At 42.4% G+C, this 18,031-nt stretch carries 17 protein-coding genes, 1 tRNA gene and 1 pseudogene; 15 read left to right on the top strand and 4 right to left on the bottom strand.

Annotated features, from left to right (window positions below; genetic code table 11):
- The first annotated feature begins 225 nt into the window (after nucleotides 1-225).
- From QEP06_RS03105 to QEP06_RS03060, 10 genes are all read left to right on the top strand, one after another.
- Nucleotides 226-861, top strand: a complete 636-nt coding sequence (locus tag QEP06_RS03105) for an N-acetyltransferase (protein ID WP_425256173.1) — start codon at nucleotides 226-228, stop codon at nucleotides 859-861.
- A complete protein-coding gene (argG, locus tag QEP06_RS03100; RefSeq protein WP_285269026.1) occupies nucleotides 849-2,039 on the top strand; it encodes an argininosuccinate synthase in 1,191 nt (396 codons plus the stop codon). Before QEP06_RS03105 ends, argG begins: the two co-directional genes overlap by 13 nt.
- 1 nt (nucleotide 2,040) lies before the next feature.
- Nucleotides 2,041-3,015, top strand: coding sequence for an N-acetyl-gamma-glutamyl-phosphate reductase (gene argC / locus QEP06_RS03095; protein ID WP_285269025.1), 975 nt, complete (start codon nucleotides 2,041-2,043; stop codon nucleotides 3,013-3,015).
- 2 nt (nucleotides 3,016-3,017) lie between these two features.
- Nucleotides 3,018-4,157 carry an aspartate aminotransferase family protein gene (locus QEP06_RS03090; protein WP_285269024.1) on the top strand — a complete coding sequence of 380 codons (1,140 nt, stop codon included), beginning with the start codon at nucleotides 3,018-3,020 and terminating at the stop codon, nucleotides 4,155-4,157.
- Nucleotides 4,158-4,159: 2 nt separating this feature from the next.
- On the top strand, nucleotides 4,160-5,113 hold the full coding sequence (locus tag QEP06_RS03085; protein WP_285269023.1) for a Rossmann-fold NAD(P)-binding domain-containing protein: 954 nt from the start codon (nucleotides 4,160-4,162) through the stop codon (nucleotides 5,111-5,113).
- A 1-nt stretch (nucleotide 5,114) separates the two neighbouring features.
- A complete protein-coding gene (gene argB, locus QEP06_RS03080; protein WP_285269022.1) occupies nucleotides 5,115-5,903 on the top strand; it encodes an acetylglutamate kinase in 789 nt (262 codons plus the stop codon).
- A complete protein-coding gene (locus tag QEP06_RS03075) occupies nucleotides 5,903-6,955 on the top strand; it encodes a M20 family metallo-hydrolase (RefSeq protein ID WP_285269021.1) in 1,053 nt (350 codons plus the stop codon). The genes argB and QEP06_RS03075 overlap by 1 nt, the downstream gene beginning before the upstream one ends.
- 2 nt (nucleotides 6,956-6,957) lie before the next feature.
- Nucleotides 6,958-8,271, top strand: a complete 1,314-nt coding sequence (gene argH / locus QEP06_RS03070) for an argininosuccinate lyase (protein WP_285269020.1) — start codon at nucleotides 6,958-6,960, stop codon at nucleotides 8,269-8,271.
- 3 nt (nucleotides 8,272-8,274) lie between these two features.
- A complete protein-coding gene (locus QEP06_RS03065) occupies nucleotides 8,275-8,736 on the top strand; it encodes an Lrp/AsnC family transcriptional regulator (protein WP_251833119.1) in 462 nt (153 codons plus the stop codon).
- 65 nt (nucleotides 8,737-8,801) lie between these two features.
- Complete coding sequence (locus QEP06_RS03060) at nucleotides 8,802-9,161, top strand: cupin domain-containing protein (protein WP_285269019.1); 360 nt, start codon at nucleotides 8,802-8,804, stop codon at nucleotides 9,159-9,161.
- Here the strand turns inward: QEP06_RS03060 and QEP06_RS03055 are convergent.
- The 3 genes and pseudogenes from QEP06_RS03055 to QEP06_RS03045 form a co-directional block, all read right to left on the bottom strand.
- Nucleotides 9,133-10,455: a Na+/H+ antiporter NhaC family protein gene (locus QEP06_RS03055; RefSeq protein WP_285269018.1), complete on the bottom strand. Its 1,323-nt coding sequence runs from the start codon at nucleotides 10,453-10,455 to the stop codon at nucleotides 9,133-9,135. The genes QEP06_RS03060 and QEP06_RS03055 overlap by 29 nt on opposite strands.
- Nucleotides 10,456-10,517: 62 nt before the next feature.
- Nucleotides 10,518-11,090: a hypothetical protein gene (locus tag QEP06_RS03050; RefSeq protein WP_251833122.1), complete on the bottom strand. Its 573-nt coding sequence runs from the start codon at nucleotides 11,088-11,090 to the stop codon at nucleotides 10,518-10,520.
- A gap of 10 nt (nucleotides 11,091-11,100) precedes the next feature.
- Nucleotides 11,101-11,536 (bottom strand): annotated as a pseudogene (locus tag QEP06_RS03045) (type I restriction enzyme HsdR N-terminal domain-containing protein).
- Nucleotides 11,537-11,538: 2 nt separating this feature from the next.
- On the opposite strand from QEP06_RS03045, the gene holA reads away from it, so the two are divergent.
- From holA to ligD, 5 genes are all read left to right on the top strand, one after another.
- Nucleotides 11,539-12,576, top strand: coding sequence for a DNA polymerase III subunit delta (gene holA, locus QEP06_RS03040; protein ID WP_285269017.1), 1,038 nt, complete (start codon nucleotides 11,539-11,541; stop codon nucleotides 12,574-12,576).
- A 56-nt stretch (nucleotides 12,577-12,632) separates the two neighbouring features.
- Nucleotides 12,633-13,574, top strand: coding sequence for a thioredoxin-disulfide reductase (trxB, locus tag QEP06_RS03035; protein WP_285269016.1), 942 nt, complete (start codon nucleotides 12,633-12,635; stop codon nucleotides 13,572-13,574).
- A gap of 47 nt (nucleotides 13,575-13,621) precedes the next feature.
- A complete protein-coding gene (crcB, locus tag QEP06_RS03030) occupies nucleotides 13,622-13,987 on the top strand; it encodes a fluoride efflux transporter CrcB (RefSeq protein ID WP_285269015.1) in 366 nt (121 codons plus the stop codon).
- Between the two features lie 109 nt (nucleotides 13,988-14,096).
- Nucleotides 14,097-14,181 (top strand) — tRNA-Ser (locus QEP06_RS03025).
- A gap of 391 nt (nucleotides 14,182-14,572) precedes the next feature.
- Nucleotides 14,573-17,284: a DNA ligase D gene (gene ligD, locus QEP06_RS03020; protein WP_285269014.1), complete on the top strand. Its 2,712-nt coding sequence runs from the start codon at nucleotides 14,573-14,575 to the stop codon at nucleotides 17,282-17,284.
- Here the strand turns inward: ligD and QEP06_RS03015 are convergent.
- Complete coding sequence (locus QEP06_RS03015) at nucleotides 17,281-17,982, bottom strand: DUF421 domain-containing protein (RefSeq protein WP_285269013.1); 702 nt, start codon at nucleotides 17,980-17,982, stop codon at nucleotides 17,281-17,283. The genes ligD and QEP06_RS03015 overlap by 4 nt on opposite strands.
- Between the last annotated feature and the right edge of the window lie 49 nt (nucleotides 17,983-18,031).

The following is an 18,031-nucleotide window of genomic DNA, read 5'->3' as shown; positions in this document are numbered from 1 at the left end:
CAACATATTTTTGATGTAGCTTTAAAATATATCGCGTTTCATCCCTTTCAATTTATTGAGAGGGATTTTTTTTGGCGATTTGCGAACAGAATTTTTATCTTAAATCAAAAGGTTTCGTAGATAATTATGCTCGAGATGACCCTCTTTTTTGAAAAATATATCTAAAAACATTTTGTAATAAACAAAAAATATCTATTTTTGCCGACTTAATTAGATAAACGTACAGTGAATACGAAATTTACAGTAAAAGTTGCAGAGGTGCAGGACTTAAAATATGTACCGGTAATCTTGAGAGAAATTGAGGAATCTGCTAAGGAACGCGGAACGGGAATCGCAAAACGTACCGCTTCTTACCTTGAAGAAAAAATTAATGAAGGCAAGGCTGTGATGGCTTTTTCTGCGGCCGACGAGTGGGCCGGCTTCTGTTATATCGAAACCTGGAGCAATAAGACTTATGTGGCGAATTCCGGGTTGATAGTTTCCAGAAAATTCAGGAATGAAGGATTGGCTAGGAAAATCAAAGAAGTCATTTTCGATTATTCCCGAACAAAATATCCCGACGCAAAACTTTTTGGCCTCACCACGGGACTTGCCGTGATGAAAATCAACAGCAATCTTGGTTATAAACCGGTTACTTACTCAGAGCTCACCCAGGATGATGTTTTCTGGAGTGGATGCCAAAGCTGCGTGAATTTCGAAATCCTCAAAAGCAAAGAGCGCAAAAACTGCCTTTGTACCGCAATGCTTTACAATCCAAGTGAAGCGAAAGAACCTGAAAATAGTAAAAAAACCGAAGCGGAAGATGACCAGAAGTTATTTTCAAAATTCAAAAAAATAAGAACAATGTTATGGAAAAAGTAGTTTTAGCTTATAGCGGCGGCCTCGATACTTCTTTTTGCGCCGTTTACCTTTCAAAAGTAAAGCAGCTGGAAGTGCATGCGGTGATGGTAAACCTCGGCGGATTTTCCGAAGAGGAAATTAAAAAAACGGAGGAGCGCGCTTATCAGTTGGGCGTAAAATCTTTCCACGTTATAGATGATGCGGAGAATTATTACGAAAAATGTATCAAATATTTAATCTTCGGGAATGTTTTAAAAAACAATACATATCCGCTTTCGGTAAGTTCTGAAAGAGTTTTTCAGGCAACTGCAATTGCTGATTATGCCAAAAAAATCGGTGCAAAATCCATCGCGCACGGAAGTACAGGTGCGGGAAATGATCAGGTTCGTTTCGACAGCATTTTCCAGATTCTTTTGCCGGAAGTTGAAATCATTACGCCAATCCGTGATCTGAAACTTTCCAGAAATGAAGAGATTGAATTTTTGAAGAAAAACGGTTTCGAAATCAATTTTGAAAAATCCCAGTATTCCATCAATAAAGGACTTTGGGGAACTTCCGTGGGCGGAAAAGAAACGCTTACTTCCAACCTGTCGCTTCCTGAAACCGCTTATCCAACTCAGGTTTCAAAAACCGAACATGAAGAAATGTCCATCACTTTCGAAAAAGGGGAAATTAAAGCTGTAAATGATGAGGAATTTTCAAAACCGATCGAAGCAATCCAGAAAATCCAGGAAATTGCGCAGGCTTTCGGAATTGGCCGCGACACGCACGTCGGCGACACGATTATCGGAATTAAAGGCCGCGTAAGCTTCGAGGCGGCGGCGCCTTTAATTATTCTGAAAGCGCATCATTTGTTGGAAAAACATACGCTGACGAAAAATCAGCTTTTAATTAAAGACCAGTTGAGCCTTTCTTATGGAAATTACCTTCACGACGGTCTCGTACTCGATCCCGTGATGAAAGACTTTGAAGCACTTTTCGAAAGCTCTCAGAAAACCGTCAACGGAAAAGTGAAAATTTTACTAAAACCCTATCATTTCAGTTTGATCGGAATTGAATCTCCAAATGATTTGATGTCATCTGATTTCGGTTCTTACGGAGAAATGAACAAAACCTGGACGGAATCTGACGTGAAAGGTTTCTCAAAAATATATTCGAATGCGCTGAGCATTTATCATCAGGTAAACAACAAGAATTAATATGGAAAAAATAAAAGCAGGAATTGTTGGGGGGACAGGATTTACAGCAGGAGAATTAATCAGAATTTTGCTGTATCACCCGAATGTGGAGATTTCTTTCGTGACGAGCCAAAGTCTTCAAGGCTATTTTATTACCGATGTTCATAAAGATCTTGTTGGAGAAACCAGTCTCAAATTCGAAAATTTAGCCCAGCCTGCGGATATTATTTTCCTTTGTCTTCCGCATGGTGAAAGTAAAAACTGGCTCATCGAAAACGAAAAAGGCATCGCTCCTGAAACCAAAATTATCGATCTTGGAAACGATTTTCGTGTTGATGAAGAATGGAACGATAAGAAATTCATCTACGGACTTTCAGAATTCAACAAAGAAAAAATCGCGAAGTCTTCTTATATCGCCAATCCCGGATGTTTCGCTACTGCGATTCAATTAGGAATTCTGCCGATTTTGAAGCAGGAAAAAATCGAAAAAATCCAGTGCGTTGGAATTACAGGTTCTACAGGTGCCGGAAAAGCGCTGCATCAGACGCTGAATTTTAACTGGCGAAGCGATAATATTTCACCTTATAAAACCTTTATTCACCAGCACATTGCGGAAATTGAAAAAAGCATTTCCCTGATTTCTGATACAAAAACGGAGATCAATTTCATCCCATGGCGCGGTGATTTTACGCGTGGAATTTTCGTTTCCTTGATGATGGAAAGCGATTTTCACCAGGTTGAAATTGAGGAAATCTATAAATACGCATACAAATATTCGAAGTTTGTCTTTGTTTCAGCAAGTCCAATCGATTTGAAACAGGTCGTAAACACGAACAAAGCCGTTGTTTACATCGAAAAAGTCGGTAAAAATCTGGCCGTTCACGTGGCAATCGATAATCTTTTGAAAGGCGCTTCCGGACAGGCGATCCAGAATATGAATATTATGTTTGGCTTCAACGAAAAAGCCGGACTTAACCTTAAACCTTCCGTATTTTAATTATGAAATTATTTGATGTATATCCGTTGATGCCCGTAAATATTGTGAAGGCAGATAACTGCAAACTTTGGGACGAAAACGGTACCGAATATCTGGATTTTTACGGTGGTCACGCGGTAATTTCTGTTGGGCACACGCATCCGCATTATGTGGCAAAAATCAAAAACCAGTTGGATCAGATTGGGTTTTATTCCAACTCGGTGATCAATAAATTGCAGGAAGAACTGGCGGAAAAGCTCGGAAAGATTTCCGGTTACGAAGATTACAGTTTATTTCTTGGCAATTCCGGTGCGGAGGCAAACGAAAATGCGCTGAAAGTCGCTTCTTTCACTTCAAGAAAAAAGAAATTTATTACGTTCAGAAATTCATTTCACGGCCGGACTTCCGCTGTCGTGGCTGCCACAGACGATCCTTCGATTGTTGCACCCGTAAACGAAACCGAAAATTTTATCTTCTGTGAATGGAACAATGTTGAAGAATTTGAAAAACTTTTTTTTGAAAATATTCAGAAGTTGGCCGGAGTCATTATTGAAGGGATTCAGGGAATTGGCGGAATTCAGATTCCGTCGCAGGAATTGATGAATAAAATTGAAAGGCTGTGCATTGAAAATTCAGTTTATTTTATTTCAGATGAAATTCAGTCGGGTTACGCAAGAAGCGGAAAATTCTTCGCGCATCAGTATTTTGATGTGAAACCTGATATCATCACGACAGCAAAAGGAATGGCGAATGGCTTCCCGATTGGTGGAGTTCTAATTTCCCCAAAAATTCAGGCAAAACACAAAATGCTCGGAACCACATTTGGCGGAAATCATCTTGCTTGTGCCGCTGCTATTGCGGTTCTTGAAATCATTGAAAACGAAAATCTGATTCGGGAATCTTTAGAGAAAGGGAAATATTTAATTCAAAAATTAAAAGAGATTCCGCAGATCAAGGCAATCCGGGGAAAAGGACTTTTGATAGGAATTGATTTTGAAATTCCGGCCGCTCAGGTTTCAAAAAAATTAAGGGAAGAATTTAAAATCTTTGTCGGAAGCGCTTCAGATCCTTTAACCATGAGGCTTTTACCGCCACTTACCATTTCTTATCCGGAAATGGATTATTTCATCTCTTCTTTAAAATCAGTCCTAAATTCAATTTAAAAATGAAAAATTTCACATCAATATACGATATATCAAATCCTGAAATCCTTGTTCAGGAAGCTTTGGAACTTAAAAAAGATCTTTACGGCTTTGGCGATTTAGGAAAAAATAAAACGCTTGGATTGGTGTTTTTAAATCCAAGTTTAAGAACCAGAATGAGCAGCCAGAAAGCCGGAATGAATCTCGGAATGCAGGTTCAGGTCATCAACGCCGGACAGGATGCCTGGAACTGGGAATTTGCAGAAAACGCGGTGATGGACGGCTCTACAGTTGAACATATCAAAGACGCCGCAAAAGTTCTGAGCGAATATTGCGATGTCATCGGTTTGAGATGTTTTCCGGGTTTGAAAGATCGCGACGCAGATTACAGCGAATTTGTGCTGAATTCATTTATAAAATACGCAACCGTTCCTGTAATTTCCTTGGAATCTGCAACTCGACATCCTTTACAGAGTTTCGCGGATTTAATTACGATCCGAGAAAACTGGAACAAACCTCAGAAACCGAAAGTTGTTCTTTCATGGGCGCCGCACATCAAACCGCTTCCGCAGGCAGTTGGTAATTCTTTCGCGGAATGGATGAACGCTGCGGACGTCGATTTCTGCATCGCAAATCCTGAAGGTTATGATTTAAGCGAAGATTTTACGGGCGATGCAAAAGTGTATCACAATCAGGAGGAAGCTTTGAAAGATGCTGATTTTGTCTATGTGAAAAACTGGTCGTCTTATGATGAATATGGTGCGATGCCTGTGGTGGAAGGAAACTGGCTTTTAGGTGAAGAGTTTTTGAAAACAAATCCTGAAACGAAATTCATGCACTGTCTTCCGGTCCGAAGAAATCTGGAAATGAGTGACGCGGTTTTAGATTCTGCCAATTCTTTAATTTATGAGCAGGCCAATAACAGAACAATTTCAGTACAGTTAATTATCAAGAAAATTCTCGAAAATTCATTGTAAAATGGGAGATTTATTCATCATAAAAATCGGTGGGGAAACCATCAACAGCAAGGAGACATTGAAAACCTGTCTGAAAGCGATTGCTAATTCCGGCAAAAAGGTAATCTTGGTGCATGGCGGCGGAAAAAAAGTGACAGACCTAGCACAGAAACTGTTCATTCCCCAACAGATGGTTGAAGGAAGACGCATCACTTCTGGTGAAACTTTGGAGCTTTGCACAATGGTTTATGCGGGGTTGATCAATAAAAATATCGTGGCGGGTTTGTCGGCACAAAAACTTATGGCAATCGGACTTTCCGGCGCAGATCTGAATTGTGTAGTCTCGAAGAAAAGAGATGCTTCTGTCATTAATTATGGATTTGTTGGCGATGTGGTGAAAGTTGATGATGTGGTTTTTGAAAATTTTATTGCCGGGAACATCATTCCCGTGGTTAATTCAATCAGCATCAGCGAAGAGGGCGACCTTTTAAATACAAATGCCGATGTAATGGCTGCTGAAATCGCCAAAGCGATGTCGGCAAAATATAAAACGCATCTTATTTACTGTTTTGAGCGAAGTGGGGTTCTGCAGGATATTACCGACGAAAATTCTGTAATTCCTGTCATTTCCAAAGCGGATTTTAAGCAAATGAAAGAAACGAAACAGATTGCTGACGGAATGATTCCGAAACTTCAGACGGCTTTTAGGGCGTTGTATCACGGTGTGGAAGAAGCCAGAATTCTTAAAAGTGACGCGTTGGAGCAATATTTCAACAACGAAAATCCGGGAACAAATATCAGTTTGCACTAATGGAGATCTTAAAGAACGACGCCCGGAATTTTCTGATCGAATTGATCGAAACGCCTTCTTTCAGCCGGGAGGAAGAAAATACTGCGCTGATTATTGAAAAGTATTTAAATCTTAAAAATATTCCGTTTCAGCGGAAAGGAAATAATATCTGGGCAAAAAACCTTCAGTTTGACGAAAATTTACCGACAGTTTTATTGAATTCCCATCATGACACGGTAAAACCAAATTCGGCGTACACTCTTGATCCTTTCGAAGCCGTACAGAAAGAGGGAAAGATTTTTGGCTTGGGAAGCAATGATGCAGGCGCAAGTTTGGTGAGTTTATGGGCCGTTTTCACGCATTTTTACGCTGAAAAACTTAAATATAATTTGATCTACGCCACCACTGCAGAAGAAGAAATTTCCGGAGCGAACGGTGTGAAATCCATTTTGGAAGATTTAGGGAATATAGATTTTGCCATTGTGGGTGAGCCTACTAAAATGGATTTGGCGATTGCAGAAAAAGGCTTGATCGTTCTAAACTGTGTCGCGAAAGGAACTGCATCTCATGCGGCTCATGTTAATGAAGATAATTCGATTTATAAAGCGGTTCGTGATATTCAGAAAGTTCAGAATTTTGAATTTGATAAAATTTCGGAAGTTCTCGGAAAAGTGAAAGCGACCGTAACGATTGTGAATGCCGGTTCGCAACATAATGTGGTTCCGGATCAGTGTCATTTTACGATTGATGTCCGCACGAATGAGCATTATTCCAATTCGGAAATTTTAGAAATTTTCAGAAATGAACTGGAGTCGGAAATCCAACCAAGATCATTGGCTTTAAATTCTTCAAAAATCAATTTAGATCATCCTTTTGTGTTTGCTGCGCAGAAGGAAAACTGCAGTTTATACGGGTCTCCCACGGTTTCGGATCAGGCGCTGATGCCGTTCGATTCAGTGAAAATTGGTCCCGGAGATTCTACCCGTTCGCATACGGCGGATGAATTTATTTATCAGCATGAACTCGATGGAGGCATCGAAAAATACATTAAAATTCTCTCTAATATCCTCTAAAGATGAAACATAATAAATTGTGGGCAAAAGATTCAGCAGATCAGAATCATTTGGAAATCATTGAAAAATTTACCGTTGGTAAAGACAAAGATTTCGATGTTTTACTGGCTCAGTACGATATTATCGGAACCAAAGCGCATTGTGAAATGCTGGCGAAAATTGGCTTATTAACTCCAGATGAAAACAATTCCATTCAAAAAGAATTGGACGAAATGTATGTTTTGGCTAAAGATCATCTGCTTACTATTAACGATGGAGTAGAGGATATCCATAGTCAAATCGAATTCAACCTTACCCAAAAACTGGGCGATGCCGGAAAGAAAATCCATACCGGAAGATCACGGAATGACCAGGTTTTACTCGCAATCAAATTATATCTGGCAGCCGAAATAAAAGAGATTGCACAGCTTTCAAAAAATTTATTTGAAGTTTTAATTGATCTTGCAGAAACTCACAAAGCCGCATTGATGCCGGGCTACACGCATTTTCAGATCGGTATGCCGTCCTCTTTTGGCTTGTGGTTCAGCGCTTACGCGGAATCCTTGTCTGAGGATCTGGAAGTTTTAGCCGCCGCTTTGTCGGTGGTTCAAAAAAATCCGTTGGGTTCGGGCGCGGGATTCGGTTCTTCGTTTCCTTTGGACCGGGATTTTACAACGAAAGAACTGGGACTGGAAAAAATGAATATTAATTCCGTTTATGCGCAGATGACGCGCGGAAAATCGGAGAAAATCACGGCAATGGGAATGAGTACGGTGGCGGCCACATTAAGCAAACTCGCGTATGATATCTGCCTGTTCAGCAATCAGAACTACGGTTTCCTGAGTTTTCCGTCCGGACTTACCACCGGAAGCAGCATTATGCCTCACAAAAAAAATCCTGATGTTTTTGAACTGATCCGTGCAAAATCTGCCCGAATTCAGAGTCTTCCAAATGAACTTACAATACTGACGAACAACCTTCCGTCCGGTTATCACAGAGATTTTCAGCTGACCAAGGAAATCATTTTCCCGGGAATTCAGGATTTAAAAGATTGCCTGCAGATTTTTGAATTTATGCTTAATAATATCCAGATTAAAGAAGGTATTTTGAAGGATGAGAAATATGATTATCTTTTCAGCGTCGAAAAAATCAATGAATTGGTAATGAATGGGGCGACTTTCCGGGAAGCGTACCGCGAGGTGGGAAATTCCATTGAAGAAGGTTCCTACAGTTACCGGAATGATGATTTAAAGCACACCCACAAAGGAAGTATTGGGGATTTGTGCCTCGATGAGATTTCTGCACAGTTTGCAGAAGTCTTCCAGAAATTTAAATAATGTATGAAAGCTTTAGACCTTACAGACCATAAAATCCTCAATTTCTTACAGGAAGATTCAACGGTTTCGGTGAAAGACTTGGCGGAAAAAATCGGACTTTCCTTTACTGCCACCTATGAAAGGATAAAATCGCTCAAAAACAACGGCATCATCCGCAAAAATGTCGTGTTGATCGATCCGGAACTCGCCGGATTTGAGTTGATGGCGTACTGTAATATCGTTCTGAAAGAGCAGTCGCACGACAAACTTCAGGAGTTTGAAGATAAAATAAAAGCGGAACCGCAGGTGATGGAGGTCGTGAGTCTGTCTGGCCAGTACGATTATATGATCAAGGTCGTCGCTAAAAACATTAAAGATTACAACAGTTTCATGACAACGGTGATTGCCAATATCCCGAATATCGGCCAGTATCACAGCAATATTGTGCTGTCGGTCATCAAGAATGACACTAAGTTTACTTTTTAAACCAGGAATTTTTCCTGATTTTTTTATTTAATTTTGATTGAATCAACTAAATCAGAATTAACAGCATGGCAAAATATAAAATCCAGAAAAATCCATCGATCGTTCCAACGACGGACGGAAAACTCATCAAAGAAATTTGGGGAAATTCCACCGACACACCCGGAATTTCGATTGCACATATGGTTGCACCGCCAAACTGGAGCGAGCCGCATCAAACGCCGGAATTTGACGAGTTTACTTACATTCTGCGCGGTAAAAAACAATTTGAAATCGATGGTGAAACTGTGATGTTGAGCGGCGGCGAAAGCATCCTGATCGAAAAAGGTGCGCGCGTACGTTACAGCAATCCGTCTAATGACGAATGCGAGTATATTGCCATTTGCCTGCCAGCCTTTTCTATGGATTTAGTGAATCGGGAAGACTGATGTGCGCTGGTTTTTTCTTAGAGAAGAAAACGCTCGCCAGCGTGAAAATGAGCAGGATGTGGAGGTAATACGCATTCTGTACAAGCTCGAGGTAGTTCATCTTAAAGTTGCTCAGCGAAATGAGGATCAAAATCTGTGCGCCATAAGGAATCAGTCCCTGAATATAGCATGAAAAAATGTCGAGTACAGAGGCGCTCTGCTGCGGCTGCAACTCATATTTGTCACTGATTTCCTTTGCGATCTTTCCCGAGATTATAATGGAAATGGTGTTATTGGCCACGCAAAGGTTAGCCGCGGAGACCAAAGCTCCAATCCCAAGAAGCGCTGTTGTTTTTGAACTTATAATGCGGCTGATGTTTTTAAGTAAATACGCTATGCCGCCCGCTTTTTCCACCAAAGCGGCAAGACCGCCTGTGAGAAGCGACAGCAGGAAGATTTCGGTCATGCCCGTAAAGCCTTCGTAGGTTTTTTTGGCAAAGCCTATGAAATCAAAACTGCCAAATCCTAATCCTAAGATTCCCGCGAACAGCAAACCGGCGAACAGCACCACAAAAACATTCAGGCCTACAAGCGAAAGCGCTACGACCAGGATGTAGGGCAGAATCAACAGTAAGTTGAAGTCTTTAATCTCATTTGCGGCGGACGTCTGTTCGTGCGAAAAACCAATGACCGTAAGGATGATTATTGCTACCGCCGCAGCTGGCAACGCAATTTTCGAGTTGTAGCGGAACTTATCTTTCATCTGGCAACCGAGGCTTTGGGTGGCGGCAATCGTCGTGTCGGAAATCAGCGAAAGATTATCGCCAAACATAGCACCTGCCAATAGACATGCGCCAATCAGCCCTAGCGGTGATTCACTTTTTTCAGCCATGGCGATGATGATAGGGCCGAGTGTTACGATCGACCCGACCGATGTTCCGGCAGCAAATGAAAGAAATGAAGCGATGACGAAAATACCCACCGGGAAAAAAGCCGGCGAAATATAATTGAGACCCAAATTCACGATTGAATCAACGCTGCCCGTCGCCTCCGTAACGGTTGCAAACGCGCCGGCAAGCAGGTAAATGATGCACATCGTAAGGATTTTTCCGTCGCCGCAACCTTTCAGGAAGGTGTCCACTTTTTGGTTGATTGTCCCTTTAAGCAGAATAAAAGCGGCCGTAATACCGATCAGCGCTGCGACGGGTGAGGGCAAGGCATAAAAATCATCATAATATATTCCGAAGCTGAGAAAAACCGCGACGAATACCAATAACGGCCAGATAGCCACTGCCTGCGAACTGATTGATTTCATAATGCAAATTTAGCGGAAAAGAATTTCGGTCCGGTTGTACAGAATAAAACCTTAACACGCATTTAGTAATTGCTGACCATTATCCTGGTATGGTCTGCGTTGCCTTTGATAGATTTTAATTTGCCGCTTTTGTATGCGTGCAAATCATCGTGATAAGTGAATGTAATGTTGCCGATAGACTTAATCTTTCCGCTTTGATACGGATGAAAATCATCAAAATAAGAAATTCTAAGATTCCCGATTTGCTCTACTTTTCCTTTGAGATAGGTCTTAAAACCATCATTATATTTAAATGTAACATCACCGACAGATTTTAATTTTCCACTGTTGTAATCGTGAAAGTCGCCATAGTAGGAAATTTCACCGTTCAGCGGTATCGCATCCGGATTATCATAGTCGATATTTGAGTCGGAATCGTATGTTATCCAACCTGTATTGGGCGTGATTTTATCGGAATTTAATGTATTGATGTTTAATAATTTGCCGTTCGTATTCAGGATGACGGTTGTGTTATCAATCTGAACCGCTAAATCGGCCGAGTTTCCGCTGTTGAGGAGCCTAATGTCCGTTATCTTCTGGGCTTTCAGCGACGTTAGCATTAAAATGGAAAGGAGTAAATAAAATCTTATTTTCATTGATGTTTCATTAATAATTAAAAGGCTCAAATTTATAATGGTTATCGTCAAATTTTGCCCAGATATGCTGAACGCCGTTGCTTAAAATGATTTCTTCCGCACCAGTTACCGAGTTGTAGCGTGCGCTTTGTTCAAAGGTTTGCTGCGTGAGTTTTATTTCCGGTGCTTTACATTCAACCAAGATTTTCGGCTGGGTTTTTTCGGTAACCAGCAGGTCAATGCGTTTGGTAGTTCCGTTCAGCAGGATTTTTTTTTTCAAGGATAAGCGATGAGAGATTGCGGCCTTTTATGAAGTGGAAATAGTGCACCCAATGCTGGCGCACCCACTCTTCGGGCGTGAGCAGGAGCCACGTTTTGCGTACGAGGTCATAAATAAAAAACTTATCTTTGTCGCTCCTGATTTTAAAGTCAAAAGTATCCTCAAAATTCAGTTTCGGAACTTGCATTTATGAAAGATTTAGATTCAATCCTCAAAAATATTAAAAATAAGGAGCTGCTGCCAATCTATTTTTTTCACGGTGAGGAACCCTACTACATCGATGTTGCAATAAAATCTTTTGAAAACGATGTGCTGGAGGAGGACGAAAAAGCCTTTAACCAGACCGTAGTTTACGGCAAAGACACCACATTCAGTGACGTACTTTCACTCGCGCGCCAGTTCCCGATGATGGGCGACCGCCAGGTGATTATCCTAAAAGAAGCCCAGGAAATCAAACTCACCGAAAAAGAAAGTGAAGCACTGAAAGTTTACGCGCAGAATCCGGTACCGTCTACACTTCTCGTCATCGCGTACAAGTATAAAAAAGTGGATGCAAGAAAAGCTTTCGCGAAAACACTTTCGAAAAACAAAATGCTTTTCCTGAGCGAAAAAATGTACGATAGTGACGTGCCGAAGTTTATCGACCAACAAATCCGCAAATTAGGACTTCGCACCAAGCCGAATATTCCGGCGTTGCTTTCGGAATACCTTGGAACTGATCTTTCGCGCATCTCAAACGAACTTTCCAAACTAAAGATGATTCTGAAAGACACCGATGTTCTTGACGAGAAAATCATCGAAACCCACATCGGGATCAGTAAGGATTTCAATACTTTCGAACTGACAAAGACGCTGGCCCACCGTGACGCCGCGAAGGCCATGCGCGTAGCCTATTTTTTGGGTAAAAGCGCCAAGCAAAGCCCGTTTGAGATGATAATGGGTTCGCTATACAGCTTTTTTTCAAACCTTATTATTTATCACACGCTGGCCGGAAAGAATCCAAAACTCATTCAGGAGGAAATGAAGCTGAACTACTACCAGGTGGAGGATCTTCGGGTGGCTGCGGCCAATTATTCTTTAAAACATGCCACTCGTATCATCTCTGTTCTGCGTGAATTCGACATGAAACGAAAAGGTCTGGGCGCTGTGAATATGAACGAAACGCAGCTGCTGACGGAAATGACTTACAAAATTCTAAATGTAGCACAGCTCAAAGTGAAAGTGTGATTTTAAAGGTTTAATTTTGCACCTTCTAAAAACCAAAGAATTAAAATAACCTCAATATGGAACAAAATATCTTAGACTGTATCATCGTCGGCTCCGGCCCTTCAGGTTTCACAGCAGCGATCTATGCGGCACGCGCAGACCTGAAACCAGAACTTTACACGGGTCTTGAACCGGGCGGACAGCTTACTACAACAACGGAAGTAGACAATTTCCCCGGCTATCCCGACGGTATTACCGGACCGGCGATGATGCTGGACCTGCAGAAGCAAGCCGAACGTTTTGATACCAAAGTGCATTATGAAATGATCACGAAAACCGAATTTTCAACTGAAAAAGGTGGAATTCATAAACTGTGGGCAGGTAACAAGGAGATTTTAGCCCGTACCGTGATTATTTCAACAGGTGCGACGGCCAAATACCTCGGTCTAGATGATGAAAAAAAATATGCCGGCGGCGGAGTGTCAGCCTGTGCAACCTGCGACGGATTTTTCTATAAAGGAAAAGATGTGATCGTAGTAGGAGCGGGTGATACCGCGGCGGAGGAAGCAACTTACCTTGCTAAACTTACCAACAAAGTGACGATGCTTGTGCGTAAAGATGTTTTCCGTGCGTCAAAAGCCATGATTCACCGTGTAGAAAATACCCCAAATATTGAAGTGAAATTTAACCATGAACTTATTGGTATTGAAGGGGAGAATGCTTTGGTGGAAAGAGCGGTGGTAATCAACAACCAAACGCAGGAAACTTCGAAAATCGATGTACACGGAATCTTCATCGCGATCGGTCATAAACCGAATACCGAAATTTTCGCAGGACAAATCGATCTTGATGAAAATGGCTACATCATAACCGTTCCGGGTTCTACATTTACCAATCTGCCGGGTGTTTTCGCAGCAGGTGATGTTCAGGATCATATTTACCGCCAGGCGATTACGGCAGCGGGAACCGGCTGTATGGCGGCGATGGATGCTGAAAAATATCTGGCTGAACTGGAGTGATTTAGCTTTTCTGAATATTTAAGTTTAGAATAACAAAAAACACGCGCGTGAGAAGCCTTCTTTTTGTTTTCATCGGCGGAGGTGCGGGCAGCGTTTTACGTTACCTGCTCTCCGTAGGTGCCCAGCGATTTTGGATTGTGAAATCGTTTCCTCTGGGGACTTTTCTCGCGAATATAATCGGCTGTTTTCTGATTGGAGTGCTTGTTTCAGCGCTGGTAAAAAGTGATCTGCATCTAAGACTTCTGCTGATCACCGGTTTTTGTGGTGGGTTTACGACCTTCTCCGCATTTTCGGTTGAAAGTGTTTCCCTTTGGCAGTCTGGGCAGTTTACAGTACTCGCAATTTATATTTTGCTGAGTGTGATTTTAGGTCTTGCGGCCGTTTGGCTGGGTCAGTCGATAGTTAAATGGTAATTTTCGGTATTGAAAATTAAGCGTTTAAGATAAATTTGAAAAAATAGTTTGGTGAGTATATAAAACCTTTTTATATTTGCACCACTGAAAACGGGAAACCGTGATCAATGGAGGAATGGCAGAGTGGTCGATTGCGGCAGTCTTGAAAACTGTTGACTGTAACAGGTCCCGGGGTTCGAATCCCTGTTCCTCCGCTTACTAAGGAAAAACCTACTGGAAACAGTAGGTTTTTTCGTTTTATATGTTTCCCGCTTTCGTGAGTCAGTCATTGGACGATACCCATTTCCTTCGAATTTTTCTCATACCGGCCATTTCCTGCTTTCCATTTCGCCATCCGGGTAGGTCTGCAGTATTATAATATTCCCCTCGATCCGCAATCGTCTGAACGGCTTAATATTTGCAAAAAACTTACGGGCGCTTCAAAATTTAGGATCATCTTTTTGGGCGCCTTCATCCGTCTTCCGCTGCAATCTTTTTGTTCCGCTTTGCTTCACAAAAAGGATTTCCGCTCAAGCCGGGGCGCGGGTGCCTTTAGTGACGCTACCCGTCACAGCTAAGAGATGCATTTAATTAAACCCATACATTATGGCATTAGAAAAATACCGCGAAAAAAGATCTGAAGATAAAACACCGGAACCGTTTGGTGGCAAACCTTCAGGCAAAGAACTGCGTTTTGTCATTCAAAAGCACGATGCCTCACATCTTCATTACGATTTCCGGCTTGAGATGGAGGGCGTTTTGAAAAGTTGGGCAGTGCCGAAAGGACCGTCAATGGATCCTGATATCAAAAGGCTCGCGATGATGGTGGAAGATCATCCGTACGATTACCGCACGTTTGAAGGCATCATCCCGAAAGGCCAGTACGGTGGCGGCACCGTGATTGTCTGGGACGAAGGTACCTATATTCCGTCGGACGTAGAAGGGGATATTAAGGCATACGAAAAAGAACTTCGCAAGGATTTGGAAGCCGGACGGCTGAAATTCAAGATGAATGGTAAGAAACTGAAAGGCGAATTCGCCCTAGTAAAAACGAAAGGTCGCGGTGAAAACAGCTGGCTTTTGATGAAGCTCGAAGATGAGTTTGCAACCAAAAAAGACATCACCAAGCTGGATGAGTCGGTTATTTCGGGAAAATCTATTGCGGAAATGGAAAAATCTCCGGACAAGGTGTATGGCGAAGAAGATGCAGAAAAGAAAGAGAAGAAGACTAAAGCTAAAAAGACAGAAAATCCTTCCTCAACTAAAAAAGATACCGCGACAGAAACCTCGAAACCTAAGAAATCTTCAAAGGATAGTAAGACGGTTGAAAAACTACTGAAAAATGCGCCCGCGCAGAAGTTCTATACTTCCGTAGACCCGATGCTCGCTACGCTGGTGGATAAACCTTTCGACAGTGATGAATGGATCTACGAAGTAAAATGGGACGGTTACCGCGCTGTTGCTTTCATGAATGACGGCGAAGTGACGATGAAATCGCGAAACGACAAAAGTTTCAACGAAAAATTCTATCCCATCTACGACGAACTTAAACAAATTAATTTAAATGCGGTGATCGATGGCGAAATCGTTGTTGTAGGTTCGAACGGCCAGGCGAATTTCGGAGCGCTGCAGAATTGGCGCAGCGAAGCCGACGGTGACCTGGTATTTTACGTTTTCGATATTCTGTGGCTTGACGGTAAAGATTTGAAAGCATTTATTTTAATGGAAAGACGTGAAATATTAAAGCAAATCCTGCCCAAAAGCCAAAGCATCCTGCTCAGCGAAGCCTTTGAAACATCAGGTATCGAATTTCTTGAGACCGCCAAAAAGATGGACCTTGAGGGAATAATGGCCAAGCGCAAAGACAGCGAATATCACACAAAGAACCGCACAAAAAACTGGCTCAAGATAAAAGCCAACAAAAGACAGGAAGTGGTGATCGGCGGTTTCACGCTCAACGATGATTCGCGCAAACAGTTCAGCAGTCTTCTGGTCGGCGTTTACCAGGGAAAGAAACTGGTTTATACGGGCAAAGTGGGAACCGGTTTCAACACGAAAGACCAGAAGGAAATGATGGAACAGTTTAAACCGCTGATTACAGATAAACCGCCATTTGACAAAGAACCAGACGTTAACAAACCGTCACGCTTCCGGCCGGATCCGCCCCACGCTACAGTTACGTGGCTCAAACCCAAATTGCTGTGTGAAGTGGCATTCACGGAACTTACAACAGACGGCATCATGCGCCATCCCTCATTCCAGGGGATGCGGGCTGACAAAAAAGCAACAAGTGTAACCCTCGAAAAAGAACAGGCTGTGGAAAAAATTGTAGAAGATGCGGCGCCGATCATCGCAAAACGTGGCAAAGCGCCCAGAAAAACCCTTTTGAACCCAAAAGAAAAGAGTCAGGTTAAAAAAATCAACGGCAACGAAGTGAAATTCACCAACCTGGATAAAGTCTTCTGGCCCGATGAAAAGATTACAAAGCGCGACCTCATCAACTATTATTATCAGGTTGCGCCTTACATTTTGCCGTATCTGAAAGGCCGGCCACAAAGTATGAACCGTTTTCCGGACGGAATTGACGGTGAGAGTTTCTACTTTAAAGATGTTACCGGCAAAGCACCAAAGTGGGCGGATACTTTTAAATACGTAAGCGAAACCGACGGCCGCGCAAGAAAATATTTAGTAGGAAAAGACGAAGCGACACTACTGTTTATGGCCAATCTGGGCTGCATCGAAATGAATCCGTGGAACAGCACGGTGGAGAAGCCGGATAACCCTACATTCTGCATCATCGATCTCGATCCTGACAAAAATTCTTTTGACCAGGTGATTGAAACCGCGCAGGTCACAAAACAATTGCTCGACGATATGGGCGTACCTTCCTATTGCAAGACCAGCGGCTCTACCGGACTGCATATTTACATTCCGTTGGCGAATAAATACACCTATGAGCAGTCTAAAGAATTTGCACGCGCGCTGGTCACTTTGGTCAACCAGGAGCTGCCGGAAATCACGAGCATCGAAAGGATCGTGAAAAACCGCGAAGGAAAGATCTATCTCGATTTTCTGCAAAACAGGCCGCATGCTACAATTGCAGCTGCCTATTCGGTAAGACCCAAACCCGGCGCCACGGTTTCGATGCCGCTGAATTGGGATGAAGTGAAGAAGGGATTAAAAATGAAAGATTTCACAATCAAAAATGCGCTCGAAAGACTGAGTTCGGAAGGTGATATCTTCAAACCCGTCTTAGGCAAAGGAATAAACCTTGAGAAAGTAATCAAAAAATTTATGGACGCGAAGAAAAAAGATTAGGTCACCCGACGCTTACAGCTTGATTCCACCCATTTTTCGTGGGCACAGTTTGGGCATTTCCCGGCGTTGCCAGTTTCTTTTACTTCGGTATAGCCACAGAAAATGCAGGAGTGATGTCCTGCTTTTCTAATATGTGCTGAAGCATTACCAATGGAATCGTGCATAACCGGCAAGCCGTATTTCACATCTTTGTCTTCGAAGAAAAATACACTGAGACCACCGGATGTCTCTACGATTGCTGTTTCAACTTGTCCCAGATGCGACACACCGCGCAGACGCAATTCGGCAAAAAATTCGTCGCTCCCGAGGTTTTCTTTTTTAAACTTATCAAGTACAAACACACCTTCCTCAATCAGGCAGGACGGCTTTCCTTCTACAAGGTCTTCAAAACGGTCCGATTTCGCCAGAAAAAAGGTGAGTATGGCGTAAAGCGCGATAACTACCACAAAGACCAAAAGTGAAAAGATGATCCCAACTTCTTTGTAAAACATGGGGTCGCCGGCGGCCGAGCCCAAACCGATTATTACCACCAGCTCGAACACGGATAGCTGTTTTACGCCCCGTTTGCCCAGGAAGCGGAGTCCAATGATGATGATCAGGAACATGATGACCGTGCGCACGATCACTTCGGGCAGGAAGGACCAGTCTTCGGCGCCAAACATCAGATCTTTCCAGTTGAGGGTAAGTAATGCTTTCATTTTAAAATTTTTTAAGCCCTACATCCAAAACAATGCCTTACCTTTTTGA

The organism is Kaistella rhinocerotis, from assembly GCF_030243905.1.
GTDB classification, from domain to species: domain Bacteria; phylum Bacteroidota; class Bacteroidia; order Flavobacteriales; family Weeksellaceae; genus Kaistella; species Kaistella rhinocerotis.
Note: the sequence above shows the minus strand (reverse complement) of the source record. Positions and strands in the feature narration are given on the sequence as shown.

What these genes read in the sequence shown, in the direction of transcription:
- argG (WP_285269026.1), top strand. Translation starts at nt 849, where the DNA reads ATGGAAAAAGTAGTTTTAGCTTATAGCGGCGGCCTCGATACTTCTTTT.
- argC (WP_285269025.1), top strand. Translation starts at nt 2,041, where the DNA reads ATGGAAAAAATAAAAGCAGGAATTGTTGGGGGGACAGGATTTACAGCA.
- QEP06_RS03090 (WP_285269024.1), top strand. Translation starts at nt 3,018, where the DNA reads ATGAAATTATTTGATGTATATCCGTTGATGCCCGTAAATATTGTGAAG.
- QEP06_RS03085 (WP_285269023.1), top strand. Translation starts at nt 4,160, where the DNA reads ATGAAAAATTTCACATCAATATACGATATATCAAATCCTGAAATCCTT.
- argB (WP_285269022.1), top strand. Translation starts at nt 5,115, where the DNA reads ATGGGAGATTTATTCATCATAAAAATCGGTGGGGAAACCATCAACAGC.
- QEP06_RS03075 (WP_285269021.1), top strand. Translation starts at nt 5,903, where the DNA reads ATGGAGATCTTAAAGAACGACGCCCGGAATTTTCTGATCGAATTGATC.
- argH (WP_285269020.1), top strand. Translation starts at nt 6,958, where the DNA reads ATGAAACATAATAAATTGTGGGCAAAAGATTCAGCAGATCAGAATCAT.
- QEP06_RS03065 (WP_251833119.1), top strand. Translation starts at nt 8,275, where the DNA reads ATGAAAGCTTTAGACCTTACAGACCATAAAATCCTCAATTTCTTACAG.
- QEP06_RS03060 (WP_285269019.1), top strand. Translation starts at nt 8,802, where the DNA reads ATGGCAAAATATAAAATCCAGAAAAATCCATCGATCGTTCCAACGACG.
- QEP06_RS03055 (WP_285269018.1), bottom strand. Translation starts at nt 10,455, where the DNA reads ATGAAATCAATCAGTTCGCAGGCAGTGGCTATCTGGCCGTTATTGGTA.
- QEP06_RS03050 (WP_251833122.1), bottom strand. Translation starts at nt 11,090, where the DNA reads ATGAAAATAAGATTTTATTTACTCCTTTCCATTTTAATGCTAACGTCG.
- holA (WP_285269017.1), top strand. Translation starts at nt 11,539, where the DNA reads ATGAAAGATTTAGATTCAATCCTCAAAAATATTAAAAATAAGGAGCTG.
- trxB (WP_285269016.1), top strand. Translation starts at nt 12,633, where the DNA reads ATGGAACAAAATATCTTAGACTGTATCATCGTCGGCTCCGGCCCTTCA.
- ligD (WP_285269014.1), top strand. Translation starts at nt 14,573, where the DNA reads ATGGCATTAGAAAAATACCGCGAAAAAAGATCTGAAGATAAAACACCG.
- QEP06_RS03015 (WP_285269013.1), bottom strand. Translation starts at nt 17,982, where the DNA reads ATGAAAGCATTACTTACCCTCAACTGGAAAGATCTGATGTTTGGCGCC.